The 20,879-nt window shown below is 46.4% G+C and carries 19 protein-coding genes; 9 read left to right on the forward strand and 10 right to left on the reverse strand.

Features of this window, described 5'->3' with window-relative positions; translation table 11 throughout:
- Nucleotides 1-8 precede the first annotated feature (8 nt).
- Together BKB51_RS02670 and BKB51_RS02675 are read right to left on the reverse strand one after the other, a co-directional pair.
- Nucleotides 9-1,037, reverse strand: a complete 1,029-nt coding sequence (locus BKB51_RS02670) for an L-dopachrome tautomerase-related protein (RefSeq protein WP_085899547.1) — start codon at nt 1,035-1,037, stop codon at nt 9-11.
- 26 nt (nt 1,038-1,063) lie between these two features.
- Nucleotides 1,064-1,612: a carboxymuconolactone decarboxylase family protein gene (locus tag BKB51_RS02675; RefSeq protein WP_085899548.1), complete on the reverse strand. Its 549-nt coding sequence runs from the start codon at nt 1,610-1,612 to the stop codon at nt 1,064-1,066.
- A 118-nt stretch (nt 1,613-1,730) separates the two neighbouring features.
- Here BKB51_RS02675 and BKB51_RS02680 point away from each other — a divergent pair, with 118 nt between their 5' ends.
- Nucleotides 1,731-2,627 (forward strand): LysR family transcriptional regulator, encoded by an 897-nt coding sequence (locus tag BKB51_RS02680; protein WP_085899549.1) that lies wholly within the window; start codon nt 1,731-1,733, stop codon nt 2,625-2,627.
- Between the two features lie 76 nt (nt 2,628-2,703).
- Here BKB51_RS02680 and BKB51_RS02685 read toward each other — a convergent pair whose 3' ends face one another.
- The 3 genes from BKB51_RS02685 to BKB51_RS02695 all read right to left on the reverse strand — a co-directional run bounded on the left by BKB51_RS02685 (nt 2,704) and on the right by BKB51_RS02695 (nt 6,088).
- Nucleotides 2,704-3,939, reverse strand: a complete 1,236-nt coding sequence (locus BKB51_RS02685; RefSeq protein ID WP_198946607.1) for a glycoside hydrolase family 5 protein — start codon at nt 3,937-3,939, stop codon at nt 2,704-2,706.
- A 239-nt stretch (nt 3,940-4,178) separates the two neighbouring features.
- A complete protein-coding gene (locus BKB51_RS02690; protein ID WP_085899550.1) occupies nt 4,179-5,255 on the reverse strand; it encodes an NADH:flavin oxidoreductase in 1,077 nt (358 codons plus the stop codon).
- Nucleotides 5,256-5,407: 152 nt separating this feature from the next.
- Nucleotides 5,408-6,088: a type 1 glutamine amidotransferase domain-containing protein gene (locus BKB51_RS02695; RefSeq protein ID WP_085899551.1), complete on the reverse strand. Its 681-nt coding sequence runs from the start codon at nt 6,086-6,088 to the stop codon at nt 5,408-5,410.
- A gap of 201 nt (nt 6,089-6,289) precedes the next feature.
- Between BKB51_RS02695 and BKB51_RS02700 the strand changes: the two genes are divergently transcribed.
- Nucleotides 6,290-7,201, forward strand: coding sequence for a LysR family transcriptional regulator (locus tag BKB51_RS02700; protein WP_085899552.1), 912 nt, complete (start codon nt 6,290-6,292; stop codon nt 7,199-7,201).
- Between the two features lie 10 nt (nt 7,202-7,211).
- On the opposite strand, the gene BKB51_RS02705 is transcribed toward BKB51_RS02700, so the two are convergent.
- Together BKB51_RS02705 and BKB51_RS02710 are read right to left on the reverse strand one after the other, a co-directional pair.
- Entirely contained in the window at nt 7,212-8,246 is a 1,035-nt protein-coding gene (locus tag BKB51_RS02705; RefSeq protein WP_085899553.1) for a sterol desaturase family protein, read from the reverse strand.
- Nucleotides 8,247-8,606: 360 nt separating this feature from the next.
- A complete protein-coding gene (locus BKB51_RS02710; protein WP_085899554.1) occupies nt 8,607-9,014 on the reverse strand; it encodes a hypothetical protein in 408 nt (135 codons plus the stop codon).
- A gap of 634 nt (nt 9,015-9,648) precedes the next feature.
- Here BKB51_RS02710 and BKB51_RS02715 point away from each other — a divergent pair.
- The 5 genes from BKB51_RS02715 (at nt 9,649) to BKB51_RS02735 (ending at nt 14,279) form a co-directional block, all read left to right on the forward strand.
- Nucleotides 9,649-10,530: an FAD binding domain-containing protein gene (locus tag BKB51_RS02715; RefSeq protein WP_085899555.1), complete on the forward strand. Its 882-nt coding sequence runs from the start codon at nt 9,649-9,651 to the stop codon at nt 10,528-10,530.
- 2 nt (nt 10,531-10,532) lie between these two features.
- Entirely contained in the window at nt 10,533-11,009 is a 477-nt protein-coding gene (locus tag BKB51_RS02720; protein WP_085899556.1) for a (2Fe-2S)-binding protein, read from the forward strand.
- A 1-nt stretch (nt 11,010) separates the two neighbouring features.
- Nucleotides 11,011-13,326 (forward strand): xanthine dehydrogenase family protein molybdopterin-binding subunit, encoded by a 2,316-nt coding sequence (locus BKB51_RS02725; RefSeq protein WP_085899557.1) that lies wholly within the window; start codon nt 11,011-11,013, stop codon nt 13,324-13,326.
- A gap of 102 nt (nt 13,327-13,428) precedes the next feature.
- Nucleotides 13,429-13,674, forward strand: coding sequence for a MoaD/ThiS family protein (locus BKB51_RS02730; protein WP_085899558.1), 246 nt, complete (start codon nt 13,429-13,431; stop codon nt 13,672-13,674).
- Between the two features lie 236 nt (nt 13,675-13,910).
- Nucleotides 13,911-14,279, forward strand: a complete 369-nt coding sequence (locus tag BKB51_RS02735; RefSeq protein WP_085899559.1) for a hypothetical protein — start codon at nt 13,911-13,913, stop codon at nt 14,277-14,279.
- A 46-nt stretch (nt 14,280-14,325) separates the two neighbouring features.
- On the opposite strand, the gene BKB51_RS02740 is transcribed toward BKB51_RS02735, so the two are convergent.
- From BKB51_RS02740 to BKB51_RS02750, 3 genes are all read right to left on the reverse strand, one after another.
- Complete coding sequence (locus tag BKB51_RS02740; RefSeq protein ID WP_085899560.1) at nt 14,326-15,687, reverse strand: cytochrome P450; 1,362 nt, start codon at nt 15,685-15,687, stop codon at nt 14,326-14,328.
- 82 nt (nt 15,688-15,769) lie between these two features.
- A complete protein-coding gene (locus tag BKB51_RS02745; RefSeq protein ID WP_085899561.1) occupies nt 15,770-18,052 on the reverse strand; it encodes a di-heme-cytochrome C peroxidase in 2,283 nt (760 codons plus the stop codon).
- 218 nt (nt 18,053-18,270) lie between these two features.
- Complete coding sequence (locus BKB51_RS02750; RefSeq protein ID WP_085899562.1) at nt 18,271-19,173, reverse strand: LysR family transcriptional regulator; 903 nt, start codon at nt 19,171-19,173, stop codon at nt 18,271-18,273.
- A 90-nt stretch (nt 19,174-19,263) separates the two neighbouring features.
- Here BKB51_RS02750 and BKB51_RS02755 point away from each other — a divergent pair, with 90 nt between their 5' ends.
- A complete protein-coding gene (locus BKB51_RS02755) occupies nt 19,264-19,956 on the forward strand; it encodes a cytochrome b (protein WP_198946608.1) in 693 nt (230 codons plus the stop codon).
- Nucleotides 19,957-20,038: 82 nt separating this feature from the next.
- Nucleotides 20,039-20,647 (forward strand): YceI family protein, encoded by a 609-nt coding sequence (locus BKB51_RS02760; protein WP_085899563.1) that lies wholly within the window; start codon nt 20,039-20,041, stop codon nt 20,645-20,647.
- The last annotated feature ends 232 nt before the right edge of the window (nt 20,648-20,879 follow it).

Consider the following 20,879-nt stretch of genomic DNA (forward strand, 5'->3'; position numbering starts at 1 on the left):
AGTTATGTCTAACGACCGGTTGTACCTTTAGCCAAAGCCTTCACCCTGACCAATTTGTATTCACCACTTCCGGCTTCGATACCGTTGTTCAATGCTGCGGTTCTATCCAACTGGTTTACCGTTGCATAAACATATTCATCAGGACCAAAAGCCATCCCGTCAGGCCAACTTTGATTTTCCGGCAAATGGGACAATACTTTGTAACTGCTGTTATTCGTCACACCGATCGCACTCTCTTCAATATCGGTGATATAAACATTGCCCGCAGTGTCCACAGTAATGCCATCTGAAAACGGTTTGGGGCCATAAAATTCTATACTATTCCCAACATTTTCTGCGTTTCCGTCAAAGCTCTCAGCCGGTACTCGGTATAGCTTTCGACCATGCATCGCCCCGAAATAAACCCATTGATAATCAGGGTCAATTGTTATTGGATTTAAAGCAAATCCCCCTTCTTTTTCGGGCATAAGTGCCTGATGGCTCTCTGCAACGCGACGGGCTTTTCCTGTTTCAAGATCAACCGAAACAAATGCGGGGATCGCTGCACTTTTAAGATCACCCTGCGTCATATCAGCGATAATGATGCGGTTCCTTTTCTGATCCAGCGCAAAGTCCTGTAAGAAGCTTGTTGGCTGTAAAACTCCATCAGGGATTTGGATTTCTTTGACCAAACTATTGCTCTTTGTATCCCACCCAAGAATGTTTTTACTCCCCAAGTCAAGTATCCAGGCAACACCTGTATCATCGGTCCGAACCGACAAAGGCGCCTTGAGCTTTGAAGTGTCACCAACGGCAATTTCTTCGGTGGGAAAAGCTTTTTTCTTCCCTGATTTTGTCACCTCGACCAACTTTGTTGATGGATGGATCAATGGGTGAATGGTCACAAGAATACGACCATCTGGTGTGATAGATGGATTGCCTGGACGAATATCAAAACTGGCAACGGTTTCCGTCACCTCCTCGGCAAGGGATGATGTGATGTTCAAGGCTGAAATAGCTGTCGAGCAGGCGAGCATTGCAATTAAAATAGATTTCATCTTTTTACTCCGGATATATAGGGGAACTAAGCTTTTGGTTCTGAAATTTTCACGGGCGGAAAATCAACATCAGTTTGAGCGACCAGATTGACGTAGTTTGTAAAGGTGTTAGCTGTGATGACGGCAATCACATCAACAATATGTGCATCCTCAAAACCTGCATTTTTAAAAGCTTTTACTGCAAAATCAGTAACGGCCCCACGGTCATTCAATACAGCCATTGTAAAATCAATTACAGCCTGTGTTCTTGGTGTACTGGAACGCTGAATCCTGTTCAAAATAACTTCGGTTTCATCAACGCCCGATGCTTGTGCAATTGCGGTATGAGCAGCAGAGCAGTACGGGCATCCGTGGAAAGATGCCTGACACAAAGCAATTGCCTCACGCTCTTCAACAGTCAGGTTGGATTCCGCTAGTGCACTATTGAATTGACTAAAAGCCGAGGCCGTTTTGGGGGAATTTGCGATGGTTGCAAAAAAATTGGGAATCTTCCCTATTTTCCCCATAATTGCATCCAGAAAGAACTTAGCCTCCTCAGATGCATTCACATTTTCAAGCACTTGAACTCTTGGCATAACTTACTCCAGTATATTTAAAACGCATTGGTCATTTTTTACTGGCTGTTATGTATATTTTTTTGCTTTAATTTATAATATTGATAATTCTGTAAAGACTATTTGGATTAAAAGAATAATGAGTTTTGACATAAAATCACTGGAGCTGTTTGTTCGAATAGCCGCTTTAAATGCGATTGGTCGCGCAGGTGAAGAGTTTGATTTATCAGCAACGGCAACGACGCAAAGAATTCAGATGTTGGAATCAAATATCGGGAGCAAGCTATTAAACAGAACGACCCGTGCTGTTTCTTTAACAAGCGATGGTGAAATTTTTCTGGCCCATGCCAAACAAATACTAGAAGCCGTTGAGGCTGCACATTCAGCTATGTCCTCTTCAACAGAAAATGTATCCGGTGAATTACGGGTAACAACGTCAGCTTCTTTTGGGCGAAACCAAATTATCCCCTACGTTGCCGAGTTCCTGGAACAACACCCGAAACTGTCTCTCAAGCTTAGCCTAAGCGATACAACAGAAGATATTATTGAAAGGGGTTTTGATTTGGCAATCAGAGTTGGGTCGCTAAAATCTTCCAGTCTGATTGCCCGCAAATTAGCCAATAATCCACGTGTTCTTGTTGCGTCACCCACATACTTACAAAAGCATGGCATCCCCGAAACGCCACAGGATTTAACAGGTCACAACTGTATCGTTCTTGGCGAAACCCACAACTGGACATTAATCGACAAGAATAAAACCGCTCATGAAATCCAGGTCAGCGGTAATTTTTCAACAAATCTCGGCGATTCCATTACAGATGTCATTTCTGACGGCGTCGGAATTGGTTTAAAATCTCTCTGGGATGTTTCAACGCAAATTAAAACGGGAATTCTTCTTCCTATTCTGGATGAATATACAATTGGCCCGGACTGGCAGATTTGGGCAGTTCGCCCACCAAGTCGCCTCATGCCAGCCCGCGTCCAAGCATTTCTGGATTTTTTCGAGAAAAAATTCCAAACCCAATGCTATCTCTAAACTGTTATTTCAAAACTGGCACTTATAGAACCCGGTGCAAAAAAGCCGCCAACACAGGCTGTTTTCTTGGCCGAATTTATTTCAGTTTCGATTTAATCGTCAGGAAAATATCGGTATCAGAACGCGGAACTTCTGGTTTTTCACCGCGATCCACAGCCTTCCAATAATCCCATGGCAACCCACCGGTTCCAACTTCGTAATCATAACCGTCCCATTCGTCTTCGCGGAATGAATAAAAGGCCCAGTGTGTATCGTTCTCATCAAAGACATCAATGACATCACCTAGATATTGCGCACAGCCCTTGTTACGGCGCATGCATCCAAACTCTGCTGCCACCAGTCTGTTTGGGGCAATCTTGTGCTGTTCGGTCCATTTATAGAACGGCGCAAGATAAGCCCTTATTTTATCCCTGTTCCAATTCACATCCTTTCCGGCAAACGGCACAATACCCGGATATACAAAATTCTTTTTGTTTTTAAAATTACCGTTCGATGTGAAATCAAACGGTTCATACATGTGAAATGCATAGAGAATATTGTGATCAGGCAAAGGCCCGGGCCAATAGGTAAAAGCCGTGGGTTGTGCATACCAGCCAGCATCAACCATGATCATTGTTTTCGGGTCAACGCTTCTGATTGTTTTGATAATCCCGCTATAAAACGCATACAGATCTGCGGGAGTGTTTTTATGTGTTTCATACCATGGCATAAAACGCTCTACATTACCGGGAACATCGTGTTCAGCAAGTCCGGTCCCAAGCTCTGGCGCGGGTTCATTTATAATGTTGTAAGCAGCAACAGCGGGATGATTTTTCAACTGTGTTACCAAATCAAACCAATAGCGGTTCGCTTGATCCGCAAATGCAGGATCGCGCCACAGTCTGCTATCATATTTAAAACCGTTATTCTGTCTGTAACGTGCGCCGGGAAGTGTGAGAGGTGATAGCACGACTTTGAGATTATGCTCATCCGCCCAATCCAGAACCTTTTCCAACTTGGCAAAGTCTTCTTCAACAAGCCCTTGATAATTATCAGCATCTCCCACAAGAAAATCCCGGTGTTTGCTTTCCCATTTATCAAAAGCCAGCCTGACCCATGACACCCCCAAATCGCTGGCATCTTCAAACCAGGCTTCTGTCTGTTGTTTGTTGAATGCATTTGCGCCTGTCCGTGTCTGATCCCAAAAGGAAGCATCATTTTGGTCACTATCATTCTGGCCAAGAGCACTCAAAGGCATAAAATTTATACACACACTCAAAATCACCGCCAAAATCGCCACCAAAACTGGCGCACGGGTCAACACGTACTTCATTAATTAAACCTATCAAATTATAATTTTATGTGGATTCAGGTGTAATTTATTACACTTAATCAGGGATTAAGCATATTAGAGAATACCAGCATAAATAAATCAAGCCGTGTTATATTTTATACAAAATCACTGCTTGAACGACGCTCCTCCCAAACAGTTACTTGAGATTATCCAGAATCAAAAAAAGAGAGTTGGCCACCCCCAACTCTCTTTCAGATCAAACAAATAATTTTATGATTTTAGGCCTGAACAAATCCATCCCAACCAGACATATAGGTGATGAATTTTTCACCCAAACCTTCTTGTTTAAGATGATCGGCCTTCACTGGAAGCGATATCGGAACGAAATTGGCATCCTTTGCCAACTGCTCGGGGAAATCATGATGTAAAATAGCACCCCGGCCAATCAGAACAAAATCAGCACCGGCATCCAGACAATATTCTACATCCGCCTGTCTCATGATTTTACCAGCAACGCCCAGCTTTACAGTCCCCCGGTCAAGTTCGGTGAAGTACGAGATCAGTGAACGTCCTTTATAGGCTTCATCCTCGGGTTCCTTGCGCACATCCCACAATGACATATCAAGGAAATCAATATCACCCGCAGCAAAGACACCTTTGGCAACTTGAATAACATCGCCAAGATCCATATCAAAGCGTTCTGGTGACAGGCGCAGACTAACATTGAAATCGTCACCACATCGCTGTCGGATGCCCTTGATGATTTCCCGAATAGGCCGCATCCGGTTTTCCAGACAGCCCCCAAACTGATCATCGCGTTGATTGATTTTCGGGCTTAGGAATTGAGCCAGAATATACCCGTGTGCGCCATGGATTTCGACCCCGTCAAAGCCTGCTTTTTCAGACCGTTCAGCGGCGGCGATAAAATCTTCGATCAACTGTTCAACTTCGGCAGTACTTAGTGCTCGTGCACCATATTCCTCATTATTCGAAGGACAAACAGGATCTGCACCGATCAAATTGGACGGCGATCTCATGCCAGCGTGATGCAGCTGAACAATGGCAAGACTGCCCTCAGCTTTGATTGTCTTAGCCAGACGGGTCAAGCCCGGAAGATGATCATCGGAAAAAACACCCAACTGCCCCGGAAATCCCTGTCCAATAGCCTGAACATGGGCTGCACAGGTCATAGTCAGACCAAAGCCGCCTTTGGCACGCATCGTCAACCAGTGGAACTCGTCATCAGAAAGCGTCCCATCCTCGTGGCTTTGCATATTGGTCAGCGGTGCCAGCATAAATCTGTTTTTCATCGCCGGGCCGCGGGTAAAAGAAAGAGGCTCAAAAAGCTTTTGCATGATCAAATTCTTACTAATGTTAAAGAAATACTGGCTGGATGTTAAAAAAAGTACTGGTCACATATAGTGCCGATACAGAATTCTTGAAGGGGCAGGTGGACATCTGTTTCTGTCACCTCCTACCCCTTCAGATATTCTAGCGCTTTAAAGTCCTATGCCTTTAGCACGTCAAGCAGCAGGCGTGCGGCGGAATCAGACGATCCCGGGTTTTGTCCAGTGATAATGTGACCGTCACGAATAGAAAAATCAGCCCAATCATCCGCAGAACGGAACACTGCCCCCACTTTTGCCAGCTCTTGCTCGACCGAAAACGGAACAATCTCTGTCGCGCCAACGGCTGCTTCCTCGCTATCTGTAAAACCGGTGATTTCCCGTCCGTCCACAAGCGATTTATTTTCTGCAGTCGTTGCTTTAATCAACGCTGTCACACCATGACAGACGGTACCAATAGGCTTTTGATCCGCATCGAAAGCCCGTAATAAAGCCAGGGAGTGCTCGTCGTCTGTCAAGTCATAGAGCGGTCCGTGCCCACCCGGATAAAACACGGCATCAAATCCATCAGCCTTGATAGAACTCAAAAGCTTAGTATTTGCCAATAAATCCTGTGCTTCGCTGTCATCATTGAAGCGGCGGGTATCATCACTTTGGAAATCATCACCCAGACTTGCTGGGTCAACAGGCGGTTGACCACCCGCAGGTGAAGCCAAGGTGATATCAGCCCCTGCTTCTTTGAAACGGTAATAGGGGGCCGCAAATTCTTCTAACCAAAGTCCGGTTTTTCTGCCGCTTGTCCCAAAATCTTCGTGAGAAGTAACAATCATCAATATATTCATGTCCAAGTCCTTATGTTGTCTTACATAAACACAATTATCGCTGCGTCTGAACAAAAGATAATTCGTTACCAATAAAAAGATAATAGACTAAGAAGAATACATATTGTCTAATTTAATTAGACAATAAAATCATAAAAGAACGCGAACTGAAACCATATCACTTGTTTCAGTAACCACTGGTCAGGATAAAGGATCAAATTAATGGACGATCTACGCGGCATGATAACCTTTGCACGTGTCGTCGAAAGCGGCAGCTTTGCCGCTGCCGCACGTAAACTCGACATAGGACGCGCCGCCGTTAGCCACCAGATTAAACTGCTAGAAGAACGTCTTGGCGCCAGATTGTTACACCGGAGCACCCGAAGCCTTAGCCTGACCAGCGCCGGACAGGACTATTATCAAAGCTGTAAAGTAATCAGCGAAGAAGCCGAAGCCGCAACACGCAGGATCCAAAGCCTGAGTGACCAGCCAGTCGGCCGTATCTCCCTGACCTGCTCAACCAACTTTGGCCTCAAGCGTATTGTTCCTTTGCTCAGCCAGTTTCGTTTGACCTATCCGGGTATTGAGCTGGACGTAGAACTGACAGACGATATTACCAATCTAATCGAAGGGGGCTATGACATTGCCATCAGATCTGGCCCTTTGGATGATTCAGATATGATGTCGAAAAAAATATGCAGTACTGTCCGCCGTATCTGTGCGGCACCAGCTTACTTTGCAACCAGGTCAAAACCATCCGTTCCCGAAGATTTGGCTTTGCATGATTGGGTGACCTACAGCAGGCATTCGGGCCTTTTATCTCTGACAAAAGATGGTCAACACAGCAAAGTCCGCATTCAAGGCCCGGTACACACAAACAATGCCGGTGCGCGTCTCGAATTTATATTGGGCGGCCACGGTCTGGGGGTATTGCCCGAACACGACATCAATGACCAATCCAAAGGTAGCCTTGAAATACTCTTACCGGATTACAGCATCCCCACGCTTGACCTCTTCGCCGTTTACCCACGCGGGGCCGCATCCAGCCTCAAAGTTCGCATGCTGATCGACTATCTGGCAGAACAACTTTCTATAAAGAGGAAGAACTCAATGGTAGGCAATAGTGATAAATAAAAGTTCCTGACTATGATGAGGTTTTCTTTGAAGTCTTTACCGCTTTTTTGTGGAGATTTGCCACTTTGATAAATGGTAAAAAATAAAGAGCCAGGATGCTTTTGTATTCACTCACATATGTTTTAGAGATACCAAAATGCACGTCTTTATTTGTTTCCGGTAGATGGTAGGTTTTGAAAACAACATCCCAGATCGGAAAAATAAAGGCAAAATTTTTGTCAATATGGTCAGGGTGACAGCTATGATGAATATGATGGTGGGCCGGGGATGCAAAAGCCATTGACCAATTGCCTGGCCACCTCAGCCAGATATGAGAGTGACGAAGGTTATAGCCCAGCATATTAAAAGCAAATGACAACAAGGGAACCCCGAGGATTTGTGGCATTGTTGGCAAATATCCGAATAAAAGATATACACCCCCCAGAAAAAGTCCGTAGGCCGTTCCAGTTCCAGCCATGTAGAAGATATTATCAACGGGATGTTCACGGTAATTAGAAATAGGATGCATCACTTCCAGACTGTGATGGACTTTGTGAAATTCCCATAAAAAGGGTATTTTATGCTGTAGATAGTGCATGCCAAATGATATAAAATCAATAAAGGCAATGAGCAAAAACATATATACTGTTGAAAACAGAATATGTCCCAGGTCGCTCTCCAGAAATGTAATACTTTCAGGTATTGCCCCAGTTTCACCTGTCAGTAAGTTGAACATAAAAGCCATAACTTCGGCAAGAAACACACCATAAATCATTAACCTGACGACCTGATGAAAGAAAAAATATCTGATATCAAGCCAAGCCGAAGGATTTTCCCAAATTTCTCTCGGAAACAGAAAATTTAAAAAGGATTTTGTAAAAAGTGTGTTTTTAGCGTCAGCCTGATTACTGCTTCGGTATACGAAATACGCTAAAAATAACGACGACACCAAATACAACCAAAAAATACGCTGTCCGGGAGCAAAGGGATATTGTAAGACCCCAACTAAAAGCCCCAGTAGTGTTAAAACAATTTCATTTAAAATATTTAATATCGAATCAAACACTTAAATACCCTGGATAAATGCCGCTATTCCACAAAACAATAGATTTAACTTTTACCTAGATCCTGTTTGCAAGTTTGTTGTTGCGGCAAAATACCATCTGATGACTGAATGATCAGTTAAAGCGTATCATCTTTCTCGTGTTATCAGCTTTCATTAGAAAACAATAAACAATTGGGTGAAAATATCTATTAATTTTATTTCGTTAATAAAAACAAGACGGAACTGTCCCCCCACAGCCGATAATGGTTCAGCTGATGACAGTTCCGCCTTCCCCCCTCAATAATCCGGTTATTTAACCTTATCAAAAGAGGATAATATCCGTGCAATACAGTTTTCTCACCTATGCCCCGTATAAAGCGATCAAGACTTACAGGTATCTGCGTCAATGGTGATTTCAGTCAGCTCCTCGCCCACAGCATCTGCATAGATATACACATAAGAAGCGCCCCCCTTATAGAGCGTGGTAAAAGGCTCCTTGTCACACATCGTCGCCTTCAAAGTCTTTTTGATTTCTGAGTTAAAGACGTCCAGATCAGTATCATCTTTATTGACATTAACCTTGTAATTATAAACCAGCGCTGATCCCTCGTTAGTTACGGCTTCCAGAGTTGTCAGTTCATCAACTTGCAGCGGCAAGTTCTTGTTCATCTCCGCGGCCATCGCTTTTTGTGCTTTTTCAGCTTTACCAGTTTCAAACATTGCATTCATTGCAAAATATCCGAAAACGCCACCGACACAAATTACGGCAAAAATCATGATTTTTTTCATAATATTTCTCTTTAATTATCTCTTATGATAACCAAAACTCTCACATCACAGGTGCAAAAAACGGTATTAACGCTTCAACGACATACTCAATAAACAAATGCCTGCGTAATAATTAAGGTTATTTCCGAGCGAATAATGAAATCTATTAACGGTGATGCCATCCCCCATTTAGGGTATCTCAAGAAAGATACTTGACTTTAACAATATTCAAGAAAGGAAAATACCATCTTGAAGAGCCAAAAAACGGTTCCTATATCCCCCCTAGATATCCTAAGATACTTTCAGCAAGTATAAATCTATTACAGGCCTTAGATATAAACCTAATTAAAGGTGTAACCAGCGAGACAGAAGCCTAACCCCACCCGGTGAACAGAGTGTAAAGCACCGTAATTGATGCTTTTATTGAACACCTCAATTATTAAAACCTGTGAAAATCATAAAGAAATATTGATTTTCAGAATTAAACAGAGCAATCTGACAAAGAAACCGTAAAAAATAAAGAACAGAGCGTTTTTGACAGCTCGTGTTTTCTTTGCAAACTGTGACATGACCACCTAGAAACAAATAAACATAATAAAAAACACATCAGCCAAAGCTGACACACCAGAGATGATACAGATGGATCTAAATACACATGCGTTATGAATCCCCTCAAACCGTAGAAGCCGCCGCTGCCCTGTTGGCAGGTGAAGAAGGGCTGGCCCGCGTCTTGGCGGGTGGCACCGACCTTTTGGTACAAATGCGTTCAGGCATGGTAGAGCCTGATCTGATTGTTGACGTAAAAAATATCCCGAGCATGACATCAATTGTCGAAGAAAATGGTGGCTATCGTATCGGTGCAGCCGTTCCCTCAGCAGAAATGAATGAGCACAAAGGCCTCTGCGCTCTCTGGCCCGGCGTTATGGAAGGTGCAGATCTGATCGGATCGACACAAGTCCAAGGCCGCGCCACCATGATCGGAAATCTGTGTAACTGTGGTCCCGCTGCGGATAGTGTTCCAGGAATGGTTGCCGCCAATGCAATTGCAACTATTGTCGGCCCCAATGGTCGCCGCGATGTTCCCGTAATTGATATTCCTGTCGCACCGGGGAAATCCACCCTCACCAAGGGCGAACTGGTCGAAAGCGTTTTCCTGCCTGCCCGTCCAAAACGTGCTGGCGATGCCTATCTGCGCTTTATTCCGCGCACGGAAATGGACATCGCGGTTGTCGGTGTCGGGGTCAGTCTGGAACTGGATGGCGACGGTGTTTGCACCCATGCCCGTGTTGGCCTCGGTGCGGTTGCCATCAAGGTTCTGTTGGTCGAAGACGCAGCCAAAGCCCTGATCGGAACAAAAGTTGATGACGCCGCGCTGGAAAAAGTGGCTGCGGCCACATCTGCCGCCTGTAAGCCGATCGACGACAAGCGCGGTACCATTGAATTTCGCACCAAGGTCGCCGGCGTTCTGGCAACCCGCGCCGCAAAGATTGCTCTTGAGAGAGCCAATGCAAGAGCCTCTAACGGGGGAGAGAAATAATCATGTCCGGTATTCATGTTTCCACCAAAATCAATGGCGATGCCGTTGAATATGTCTGTGACGTCGAAGAAACCCTTCTCGATGTTCTCCGTGACAAGCTCGGCATGACCGGCTCCAAAGAAGGCTGTGCCTCTGGCGATTGTGGTGCCTGCTCTGTTACTGTTGATGGTCGTCTGACCTGTTCCTGCCTGATGCTGGGCGCAGAGGCACAGGGCCGTGAAATCGGTACTATCGAAGGTATCGCCAAGGGTACAGAGCTACACCCCGTACAGCAAAAAATTCTCGACAATGCCGCCTTGCAATGCGGCGTTTGCACACCAGGTTTTGTTGTTGCGGCCAAGGCCCTTTTGGAAAAGAAACCCGATCCGACCGAGACCGAAGTTCGCTACTGGCTCGCCGGGAACCTGTGCCGCTGCACAGGTTATGACAAGATCATTCGCGCGGTCATGGACGCCGCCGCAGAAATGAGAGGGAATTGATATGGCTCGCAATCCTGATGCAGATAACGCACCTGTAAAAAAAGAGATCGAAAGCCCGACATCAAAATATGATGCTGAAAAAGCATCTTCCTTTAAGGTTGTCGGCTCTCGCCCTGCGCGCCCCGACGGGATGGACAAGGTAACGGGCCGTGCACGCTTTGGCGCCGATATGGTTATGCCCGGTCAATTGGTTGGCCTGATCCTGCGCAGTCCGCACCCGCATGCTGTCATCAAAAGTATCGACAGTTCAGAAGCAGAAGCACTTTCCGGCGTCAAAGCCGTTGTCACCCGCGATGACTTTGCCCCGAACGACGACCATGCCGATGTTCTCTACAACATTATGGCGCGCGAAAAGGCCCTTTACGAAGGCCATGCCGTCGCGGCGGTAGCGGCAACCAGCCGTCCCGTTGCCCGCAAGGCGCTCAAGCTCATCAAAATCGACTATGACATCCTGCCCCACGTCACAGATGTGGACGAGGCAATGTCGCCGAATGCGCCCGTGCTTCACGACGACATCATCACGAAAGGTGTTAACCCGGCCCCCACAAAACCATCAAACGTCGTAGCCCGGAGCGAATTCGGTCACGGCGATATCGACGCTGGTTTTGCCCAGGCCGACGAAATCATCGAACGCAGCTTTAAAACTGCGGCTACTCATCAGGGGTACATTGAACCACATGCTTGTGTCGCCAACGTTGGCGCAGATGGCATGAGCGAGCTGTGGTGCTGTACCCAGGGTCACTTCCACGTTCGTCAGGTCTGTGCATCGTTGCTGGGTATTGATGTATCCCGTCTGCGGGTCACGGCTTCTGAAATCGGCGGTGGCTTTGGGGGTAAGACAACGGTCTTTATTGAACCCGTCGCCCTTGCCCTTTCCCGCAAGGCTGGTCGCCCTGTGAAAATCGCCATGACGCGGGACGAGGTGTTCAAAGCTTCGGGCCCAACCGCAAGTTCCAGTATGAACGTGAAAATCGGCGTCACCAAAGACGGTCGGATTACAGCCGGATATGGTGAATTCCGCTATCAGGGCGGTGCCTTTGCCGGTGCCCCGGCTGATTTCGGGGCAATGTCGGCTTTTGCCTGTTATGCGCTGGATAACGTTAAGACCGAAGCTTACGACGTGGTTACCAATCGCCCTAAAGGCGCGGCCTATCGTGCCCCCGGTGCCCCCATGTCCGTCTATGCAGTCGAAAGTGTGGTCGATGAACTGGCCGCGCGTATCGGCATGGACCCCATTGATCTTCGCCTGAAGAACGCTGCCAAGGAAGGCGCTAGGAGCTCTTACGGGCCAAAATTCGGATCTTGCGGTCTTGTTGAAACGCTCGAAGCAGCCAAGGCCCATCCACACTATAGCGCCTCTCTTGGTCCCAATCAGGGTCGCGGTATAGCCAGTGGTTTCTGGTTCAACTTCGGCGGTGAAACCTGTTCCAATCTGAACATCAATGCCGACGGTACCGTGACTATTGCAGTAGGCACCCCCGATATCGGGGGATCTCGTGCTTCCATGTGTATCATGGCCGCCGAAGAACTTGGCATTCCTTACGATAAGGTACGTGCCATCGTGGCTGACACCTCTGCCCTTGGGTACAATGACACAACCGAAGGCAGTCGCGTGACTTTCTCTAGCGGTATGGCAGTGATCAAGGCATCACAACAAGCCGTTACCGAAATGTGCAAACGTGCCGCCATGATGTGGGATATCCCCGCTGAAGCCGTCACATGGGAAGATGGTTGCGCCAAACCATCCGGCCCCAATGCTGGGGACTTTGAACCGCTTTCCCTCGCTGAAATCGCAGCAACCGCTGGCAAAACGGGTGGCCCCATTGCCGGGCATCACGAATACAATGCTGATGGTGCTGGCGTCAGCTTTGGTACCCACATTGTGGATACAGAGGTTGATCCCGAAACCGGCAAGGTGGATATCATCCGCTATACCGTAATTCAGGATGCGGGCAAAGCAATTCATCCGGACTATGTCGAGGGACAGTTCCAGGGCGGTGCCGCACAGGGTATTGGCTGGGCACTCAACGAAGAATATATCTATGGCGATGATGGCAAGCTGCAAAACGCTGGATTCCTTGATTATCGTATGCCCGTCGCATCCGATCTGCCTATGATCGACACAGTAATTGTCGAAGTTCCCAACCCCGGTCACCCCTATGGCGTGCGCGGTGTTGGTGAAACCGGGATCGTGCCGCCACTGGCCGCCATTGCCAATGGTGTCTCTGCCGCCGCTGGTGTGCGTATGACAGAACTACCGATGTCACCCCCACGGGTGCTCAAGGCAATTGACGACGCAAAAGTGGCTGCAGAATAGGGTCCATTGGCCTTCAAGTCAGTTGACGTAAAAGACCAAGCGGCCCTTTATCTGCAAAAGGGTTGCTTGGTACTCTAAAGGCTTAAAATTTAGGTTTATACTATGGTTCAAGTCACCCTTTCTGGCACAATCCAACAGGCTGCTGGCGGTATTTCTTCGCTTGAAATAGAAGCAAAAAATATCCGACAGTTGCTGAACGGTGTGGAAAAGCAGTGCCCTGACCTAAAACCCGAACTGGAAAAAGGCATCGCCGTAGCCATCAACGGCACCATCTACCGCGACGACTGGTTCCAACCCATCCCTGAAGACAGCGAAGTTTTTCTTATTCCAAGGCTGGCGGGTGGATGATTAATCCGGAAACTTTCTTGTAAACTAAACCACCTTGCAAAGGCTTTTATCGTATATTCTAGTTCGGGGCGTTATTATTAACTTCACTTATTCTCCACCTCCTCATACAAGTATCAGGCCTCATCAAAATCACCCGAAATAATTAAGCAATAAAAGACTTTTAATTATGAGAAGATCAACGTAAAAAAAATTGAATTTCCCCTTTGCGTTACAACCACTTTTTTTACAGGAACATCATGAAAAAATATCTATTACTGTCCTTTACCTTGCTAATGATGGGGTGCAAAAGCGCTTCTTTACAACCTCATATTGGATCAGGACCAATTGTTTTAGGAAATGAAGTACAAGAAGCTTTTGATAAGTATTTAAAAACAAATTCAGCTGTGTTCGCGGTTTCTGAAGATGGACGTAGCAGTTACGGATATTATTATTGCCCGGCAAATTATCGTTGTCTTGGCAACAACCTAAAATCCGTTAGGCCCGCGATTGAAAGCTGTGAAAAAAATTCTTACGGGCAGCCCTGTAAAGTCTATGCCATTGGACGCAGCATTGTCTGGAAGGCCACCAAGAACACAGAAGACAAACTCACAGAAGAAGCGAAATAACCCTTTAGCAACTTCCGCGAAAATTTTCTATCAGAAAAACTTTATTCTAAGACCAACTGACATGGTAATCTTCCGGAAATGGTCCTTCGCGGTCGGGGAAAAGCGGGTTGATGTAGCTGATTTTACTCTCGCTGGTCAGGTCGCTTTGCAGGACAACTTCGCGGACCATCGCCGGGATCATTTCCATGCCAACGTATTTACCCAAACATTGGTGCGGGCCAAAGCCCAGCGCAAAGTTATGGTAAAAATTTCGATCGGGATTAAAGCTATCCGGATCCTCATAGGCATAGGTGTCAAACATGGCTGAATGTATCAACAGACGAACGATTGTTCCGGCCTTGATTTCTGTTTCGTGGTTCGTACCTTTGGCCATTGTATAGTCACTGGCGGCTTGACGAAAAATATCTGGTCGTATTGGCCTGAAACGTAACGCTTCCCAAACCATAGCATCAAAAGCCGCTACATCACTACCTTGCGCTTTATCTTTTGCCTGCTTCAAGATGGTAGGATGTTCAATGAAATATTCAACCACCTGCGCCACGGCCTGAGACGTTGTTTCGATCGCCCCGATCAACAGGCCCCCCGCATTGGTGCCCACGCGGGTCAGCGGAAAATCAACCTGCTTCGCAAACTTCGTCCGGATCATGCGCATGACCATCGTGTCTGATCGTTTCGGTGAACCCATACCCAAAACACGATAGATCAGCTTCTGGATTGGGTTGAGGATCATATAAAACACACCCATAACTTTAACGCGAATAATCTTGCGCAACATCAAAACCGCAATATAGGCAACCAGTTCTTTTGATGCTTCGTCGTGATATTCTACGATACGCTTGTGTTCCTGATCAGAAAGCATATCAAAGGGCTGATTATTAAAGGCATCATACTGGTTCCAATAGGACCAACGGATCAATTTTTCCCGGTCGATCCCATCCAGACCAAAGTATTCCTGTACCAATCTGACCGGCACCATGCGGCAATAGTCATTGACCAGCTCGATACCGCCATCAGCATCATCCAGGATTTCCCGAGAGAATTCGGTGATCATTTTCCGAACACGCGGCAGATCGTTTCGGTTCAATAGCCCCTGCATCAATGACTTTTCCCGATAGTGCAACGCATCGTCATCATGCGCCATCAGGTATCCATCATCCGGCCCGGTCACACTCATTTTGACCTTGTACAAATCAACGGTGAATATCTTGGGCATCTGTAACATATCCCGCACATCGGTAAACTTGGCAACCAACGTACATTCCGGTGTTTGCAGGACGGGGCGTTCTTCTCGAAGCTGCTTGAAGAAGGGTAAAGGCTCTGTTCTCATCCAGCCCTGAACCAAAGGATATTTTTTATCTTCCGGCGCTGCATCATATTCTTTCAGATAATCTTTTCCAGCGGTATCCATATAACTCGCTCCCCTTCAGCTGCTGCCCTGCTAATGATCACTAGATTACAGTTCTCAATACCCTCAACGTCCCTAATAATCCTCATAGGGATTTCAGATACTCAACCAGATCCCAGCGATCTTGATCGGAAAATTCGCAAGCACCATATTCATGGCCAATATTCTTATTGCCCCTGATTGTGGTATCAAACCTGAAACCATTATAGCCCTCGGTCAAAAAGCCGACCTTTATTGGATCAAATTCACGCGCCCCAACCATAAAGGAATTCGTCCGGACGGCTGTAGTGGTACAGCCCCGATCATTGCCATATTTGTCCTGAAGCGACTTGGGCAAAAGCAACTCATAAAGGCTCGGCACAGACCCGTTGTGCAAATATGGCGCCGTGGCCCAAATACCGTTCAATGGCCGAGCACGATAAGATTTCAGGCTGTTATAGGGTTGCGCCGTGTTATCTGGAATATACTCACCGGCCTTCAGACTGGCTTTCACAGGGTTATCGAACAGTGTCATGACAAGAGCATAAATCCATTCAACAAAGCGTCTCGGCCACCATTTATCCGGATCAGGTGTCGTTACTGTGCCTCTGGTCGCTGCGGTTAATATTTGCGCAACCGGGGCTCTCCCCCGCTCAACAACCTTGCCAATACCAACATCCTGATAGGTGTCTTTAAAATTACCAGAATTCCCAAGATAGCTCGAACTGTTCTCTGCCATAGCATTATCGGTTGTTTCAGGGTGATTGATGCCAACCATATTACTCACAACTTTTCGATCCCAGTCATCGCGGACAATAACCTCGTGACAGGATTGGCATTTATCAGCATACAGCACCCGTCCCCGGGAAATTTTCTCCGCATCAAGCCTGATATCACCTTCCGCACACTTTCGTTCGTCGACGGGACTGTCGACAACACCCGTTGGCAAGTAGTATTCGCTCGTTTTTCCGGAACGACAGAAAGGCCATCGGGGTGATTCCAACGTTACAAGATGGCTTTCCAGACGCTGGAGATTAAAAAGATCAATGGACGATTTAAAATTGATAACTTTGCCTTTGGTCGCTTGACCACTGATAAAAGCTGGCAGACTGAACTTGGAAAACTCAGCCCAGAACCCCGTTTGCTCATGCCAGTCCAGGGTCGCAAAAACACCCGTTACTTCACCCGCATTACGCCCCAACGGACCAATAGCAGCATTACTTGCCAATCCGTTCCACTGAACGTAATCCGCACGCGTTATATCCCACAAAAAGGGGTAGCTAACGGGTGCATTTGCCGGATTGAAAATTTTATCCCGGACACGTAGCAAATCACGAATACCCAAATTGGGATACCCCGGTTTGTCAGATTGCAGGTTGACCAGAATTTTCCAGAATTCATCATCGTTCAGGATTGTTTCCCCCCGAACATCAGCTAGAACTTTATCAACCTCGGCATCGGTCAGTACACGCTGTTGAATACCGTTTCGCTTGACGGTAACCAGTTTAAGCGTCGTTTCTACCTGCTCATGATTAATTGCATGCTGTAAAACACGGTTGAAAATTCGGCCAAAGGCATCCAGACGTGCATAGCCATATCGTACTCGTTTATTTTCATAAGTACTTCGATTAACAACATTATAGAGCGATCTGACATTGACCCATTTTTCAAGATCCGCTTCGACTTCTTCTTGGGATGAATAGTCATTATCCATCGCCAATACACGCTCAACAAATCGATCCAGTCTCGGGTTTTCCTGATCCGGATTGCGTTGGGTTTCCTTTAGTGCCGTTGTCAAAGATGTTAAAAAACCTACCATATCTGCCATGGCTGGGCCGCCATCAATTCGCAAGGCACGCCCTTGATAGTTCACCTGTCCGGTATGACAGGCTGCGCAGGTATAACCGACATAGTCCCTTCCCTGATAAACGTCCTTAACAAATCCAACGGGCAGAGCATCCGGATTAAAAAGAGTATCTTTTTGGGGTAAATACCGAAAGTAATCAACATTCTCATCGCACAGAAACCACGGGCCTGTCTCCCCGTTCCGCGCGCATTCAAAAGGCTGCTCCCCTTCCGGCTGTTCCAGGGCCAACAAAAAGTCGTAGGGCAAAAGATTAGACCCCTGCGTGGTATTATAAAACCAGAGGCTATCTTGCCGTTTCCATCCCTGAGCCAGATATTCGGGCGTGGTGTAACTTTCGCCAAGCGTCGCTTGCTTGACAGCAAGAGCTCCCCGGTTTTCATCCCTGTCCAGATTTTGGTATATTTTTGTCCCGACTATCCCGATAAAAGGAAGTCCGACAATGACAAAAAGAAGCCCGAAAACAAACCACTTCGGTTTTTGAGATATGAACAACGCGATGTAGTACAACAGCCGACTTATCATAATGCTCTCCCGAACCAATAAATTGACTTTTTGGGAATTAATTATACCTATGATAGTTAAAAAAGGAAGCAATAACACTTAAACAGATAAAAAGGGTCCAGAATTTAGATACTAAAGCACGGCACACGAACTCATTAACTTAGAGTTTATGTATAATCTTCGGGCCTTTATAAAATTCTACTGCTAATTATTCTCTACAAAATAAGCACCAGACAGAATTAATCCCCATCTACACGCCTATTATTCTGCACAACAAGATCCCAAAAAGCCTCCGCAACAGGACCAAAGGGATGACCTTGGCTACGAGAAATATAGGCTTCGATCTCAACAGGACCGAAATCTGGTGAACTCAGAGCGATTAAATCGCCTGAGGCCAGCTCATCGCCGATCATATGCCTGGGAACACGCCCCCATCCCAGACCGGACAGAATGATCTGCTTTTTGGTTAGAAAGTCATTCACCCGCCAGGGTACACTGGTTTCCAGAACACCGTATTTACGCTCGTCACGGTTACGACTTCGATCTGCCACCACAATCTGTGTCGTCCCGTCCATATCCTCGACGGTAAGTTCAGCTGCATTCTTTGTCTGATCCGAACAACCTGACACCACCGGGATCAAGCTTACGGGGCAAAGCTTTTCATAGCGGGTCATCTCTATTTTATCGAACAGCTCTCCGCCCGCGACCAAAGCAATATCTGCTTCCTTGTCTTCCAGAATTTCCAGCGGCGCATTGAAGTTCTCGACAAACAAAGTCAGACGCGTTGCGGGATATTGATCACGAATAATACGCAACGCATCAAGAACGTGCTGAATGTCAAAAACTTCCGAGACAACAATACGCAATTCAGCCTCAATTCCCTGCGCATAGTGCTGGGCCAAATCACTCAATCCCTTGGCTTGAGAAAGAACAGTGCGGGCTTTTTGCACCAGAACTTTACCATGATCTGTCAGGGTCGGGCGATAACCGTCACGTTCAAAAATTTCAACGCGAAGTTCTTCTTCCAGGTTGCGGATTGCAATAGAGATCGCAGATTGGCTTTTATGTAAGGCTTCTGATGCAGCGCGAAAGCCGCCATGATCAACAACACTACAAAGTGCCCGTAACTGATCCAGGGTCATCAACAAACTCGATTTAAAAAATATATCAATTCAATCTAATATTTATACTTTTTTAAATCATGTTTCATCCGATATTTCAAGTGTAAGACAATGAATGGTTTCAATGCTCAACAACAGAACAATGAAATCACCAAACGCCAAGAGATGGAAGAAATGTTCAACACGCTTGAAAGTTATGGCTGGGTCGCCCGATTATTACACTGGAGCATAGCCGTGGCCGCAACAGGGCTTTTCGGCTTGGGCCTCTATATGGTTGAGCTAAGCTATTACGACCCCGCCTACAAAACTTATCCTGGCCTGCATAAGTCCATTGGCATTTTGGTGGCTATACTCATGGTTTGTCGGTTGATCTGGCGACTGGCTAATTTTGTACCCTTGCCGCTTTCAAACTCGACAGCGAAAAAACAAAGGCTGGAACACAGAGCAGCTTCACTGGTTCATTTTCTGCTCTATGCTCTCCCTTTTGCCCTCTTTCTATCCGGGTATCTAATCTCGACAGCTGATGGTCGCCCAATATTTGTCTTTGATGTCATCAAAGTTCCAGCACTTTTCCCCCCAAGCAAGGGACTGGAAGATACCGCCGGATTAATTCACGAAATCATCGCATGGTCACTGGCGGGCTTTGTCATCCTGCATGCCCTTGCCGCGTTGAAACACCACTTTATCAATAAAGATCGCACCCTAAAACGCATGCTTTGGGAGGCAACAAATCCGTCCCCCCAGGGAACCGCGCTCGGAAGTCACGGTAAATCAGCGACGGTAAATCAAATCAAGAAACGTTAAACATGCGCTCGGCCTATTAATCAGGTGCAGTTTTTCTTCACGTCAAACCCTTTATTCAATCATCTAAAACAGGAAAATACTGATGTTTAAATCCAAAATTAAATCTACCCTCATTGCCTCTCTGCTGGCTTTTGGTGTTTCTGGTGGCCTCATCGTAAACGCGACCACGGCACAGGCCGAAACTTATCAACTGGATACCCAGGGTGCCCATGCATCAATCCAGTTTAAAATCAGCCACCTTGGTTATTCATGGATCCTGGCACGCTTTAACAAGTTTGATGGTCAGTTCGAATTTGACGCCAACAAGCCCGAAGCCTCTTCCATTTCCATTACCGTCGACACCGCAAGCCTTGATTCCAATCATGCAGAGCGTGATAAACACCTGCGTAGTGCTGATTTTCTGGACGTTTCCAAATTTCCGACAGCCACCTTTGTTAGCACCGGCCTGAAACCCGTGAGCGAGAAAAAAGCCATCCTGAGCGGTGATCTGACCATCAAAGGCATTACCAAACCAATCACAATGGATGTGAACTGGATTGGCGGCGGTGACGACCCATGGGGCTATGTACGTCAAGGCTTTGAAGGCTCTGTGGTTATTCCTGTTGGTGATTACGGCATGATGGACATGGGCCCAAGCGCACAGGAAGTCGAAATCCTTGTCTTCTTCGAAGGCGTCCGCCCGAAGGGCTAAAACACTTCGTTGGTACTCAACAAGGTACGCACGAATCATAAAAGAGGAAGCCATCGCTTCCTCTTTTCTATTTTCAGATCAGCTTTTAATTTTTGAATGAAATCAAAAACCTAAATCAAATTTCAGCGCCTGATTTCATTCCAAAAATTCCGCTATTTATTATCAAAATATGAAAGAAACTTGACAATCTAAATTGGTCTGACCATTATTTAAACCCAAATGGTCAGACCAA

Source organism: Kiloniella majae (assembly GCF_002118315.1).
GTDB lineage: Bacteria > Pseudomonadota > Alphaproteobacteria > Kiloniellales > Kiloniellaceae > Kiloniella > Kiloniella majae.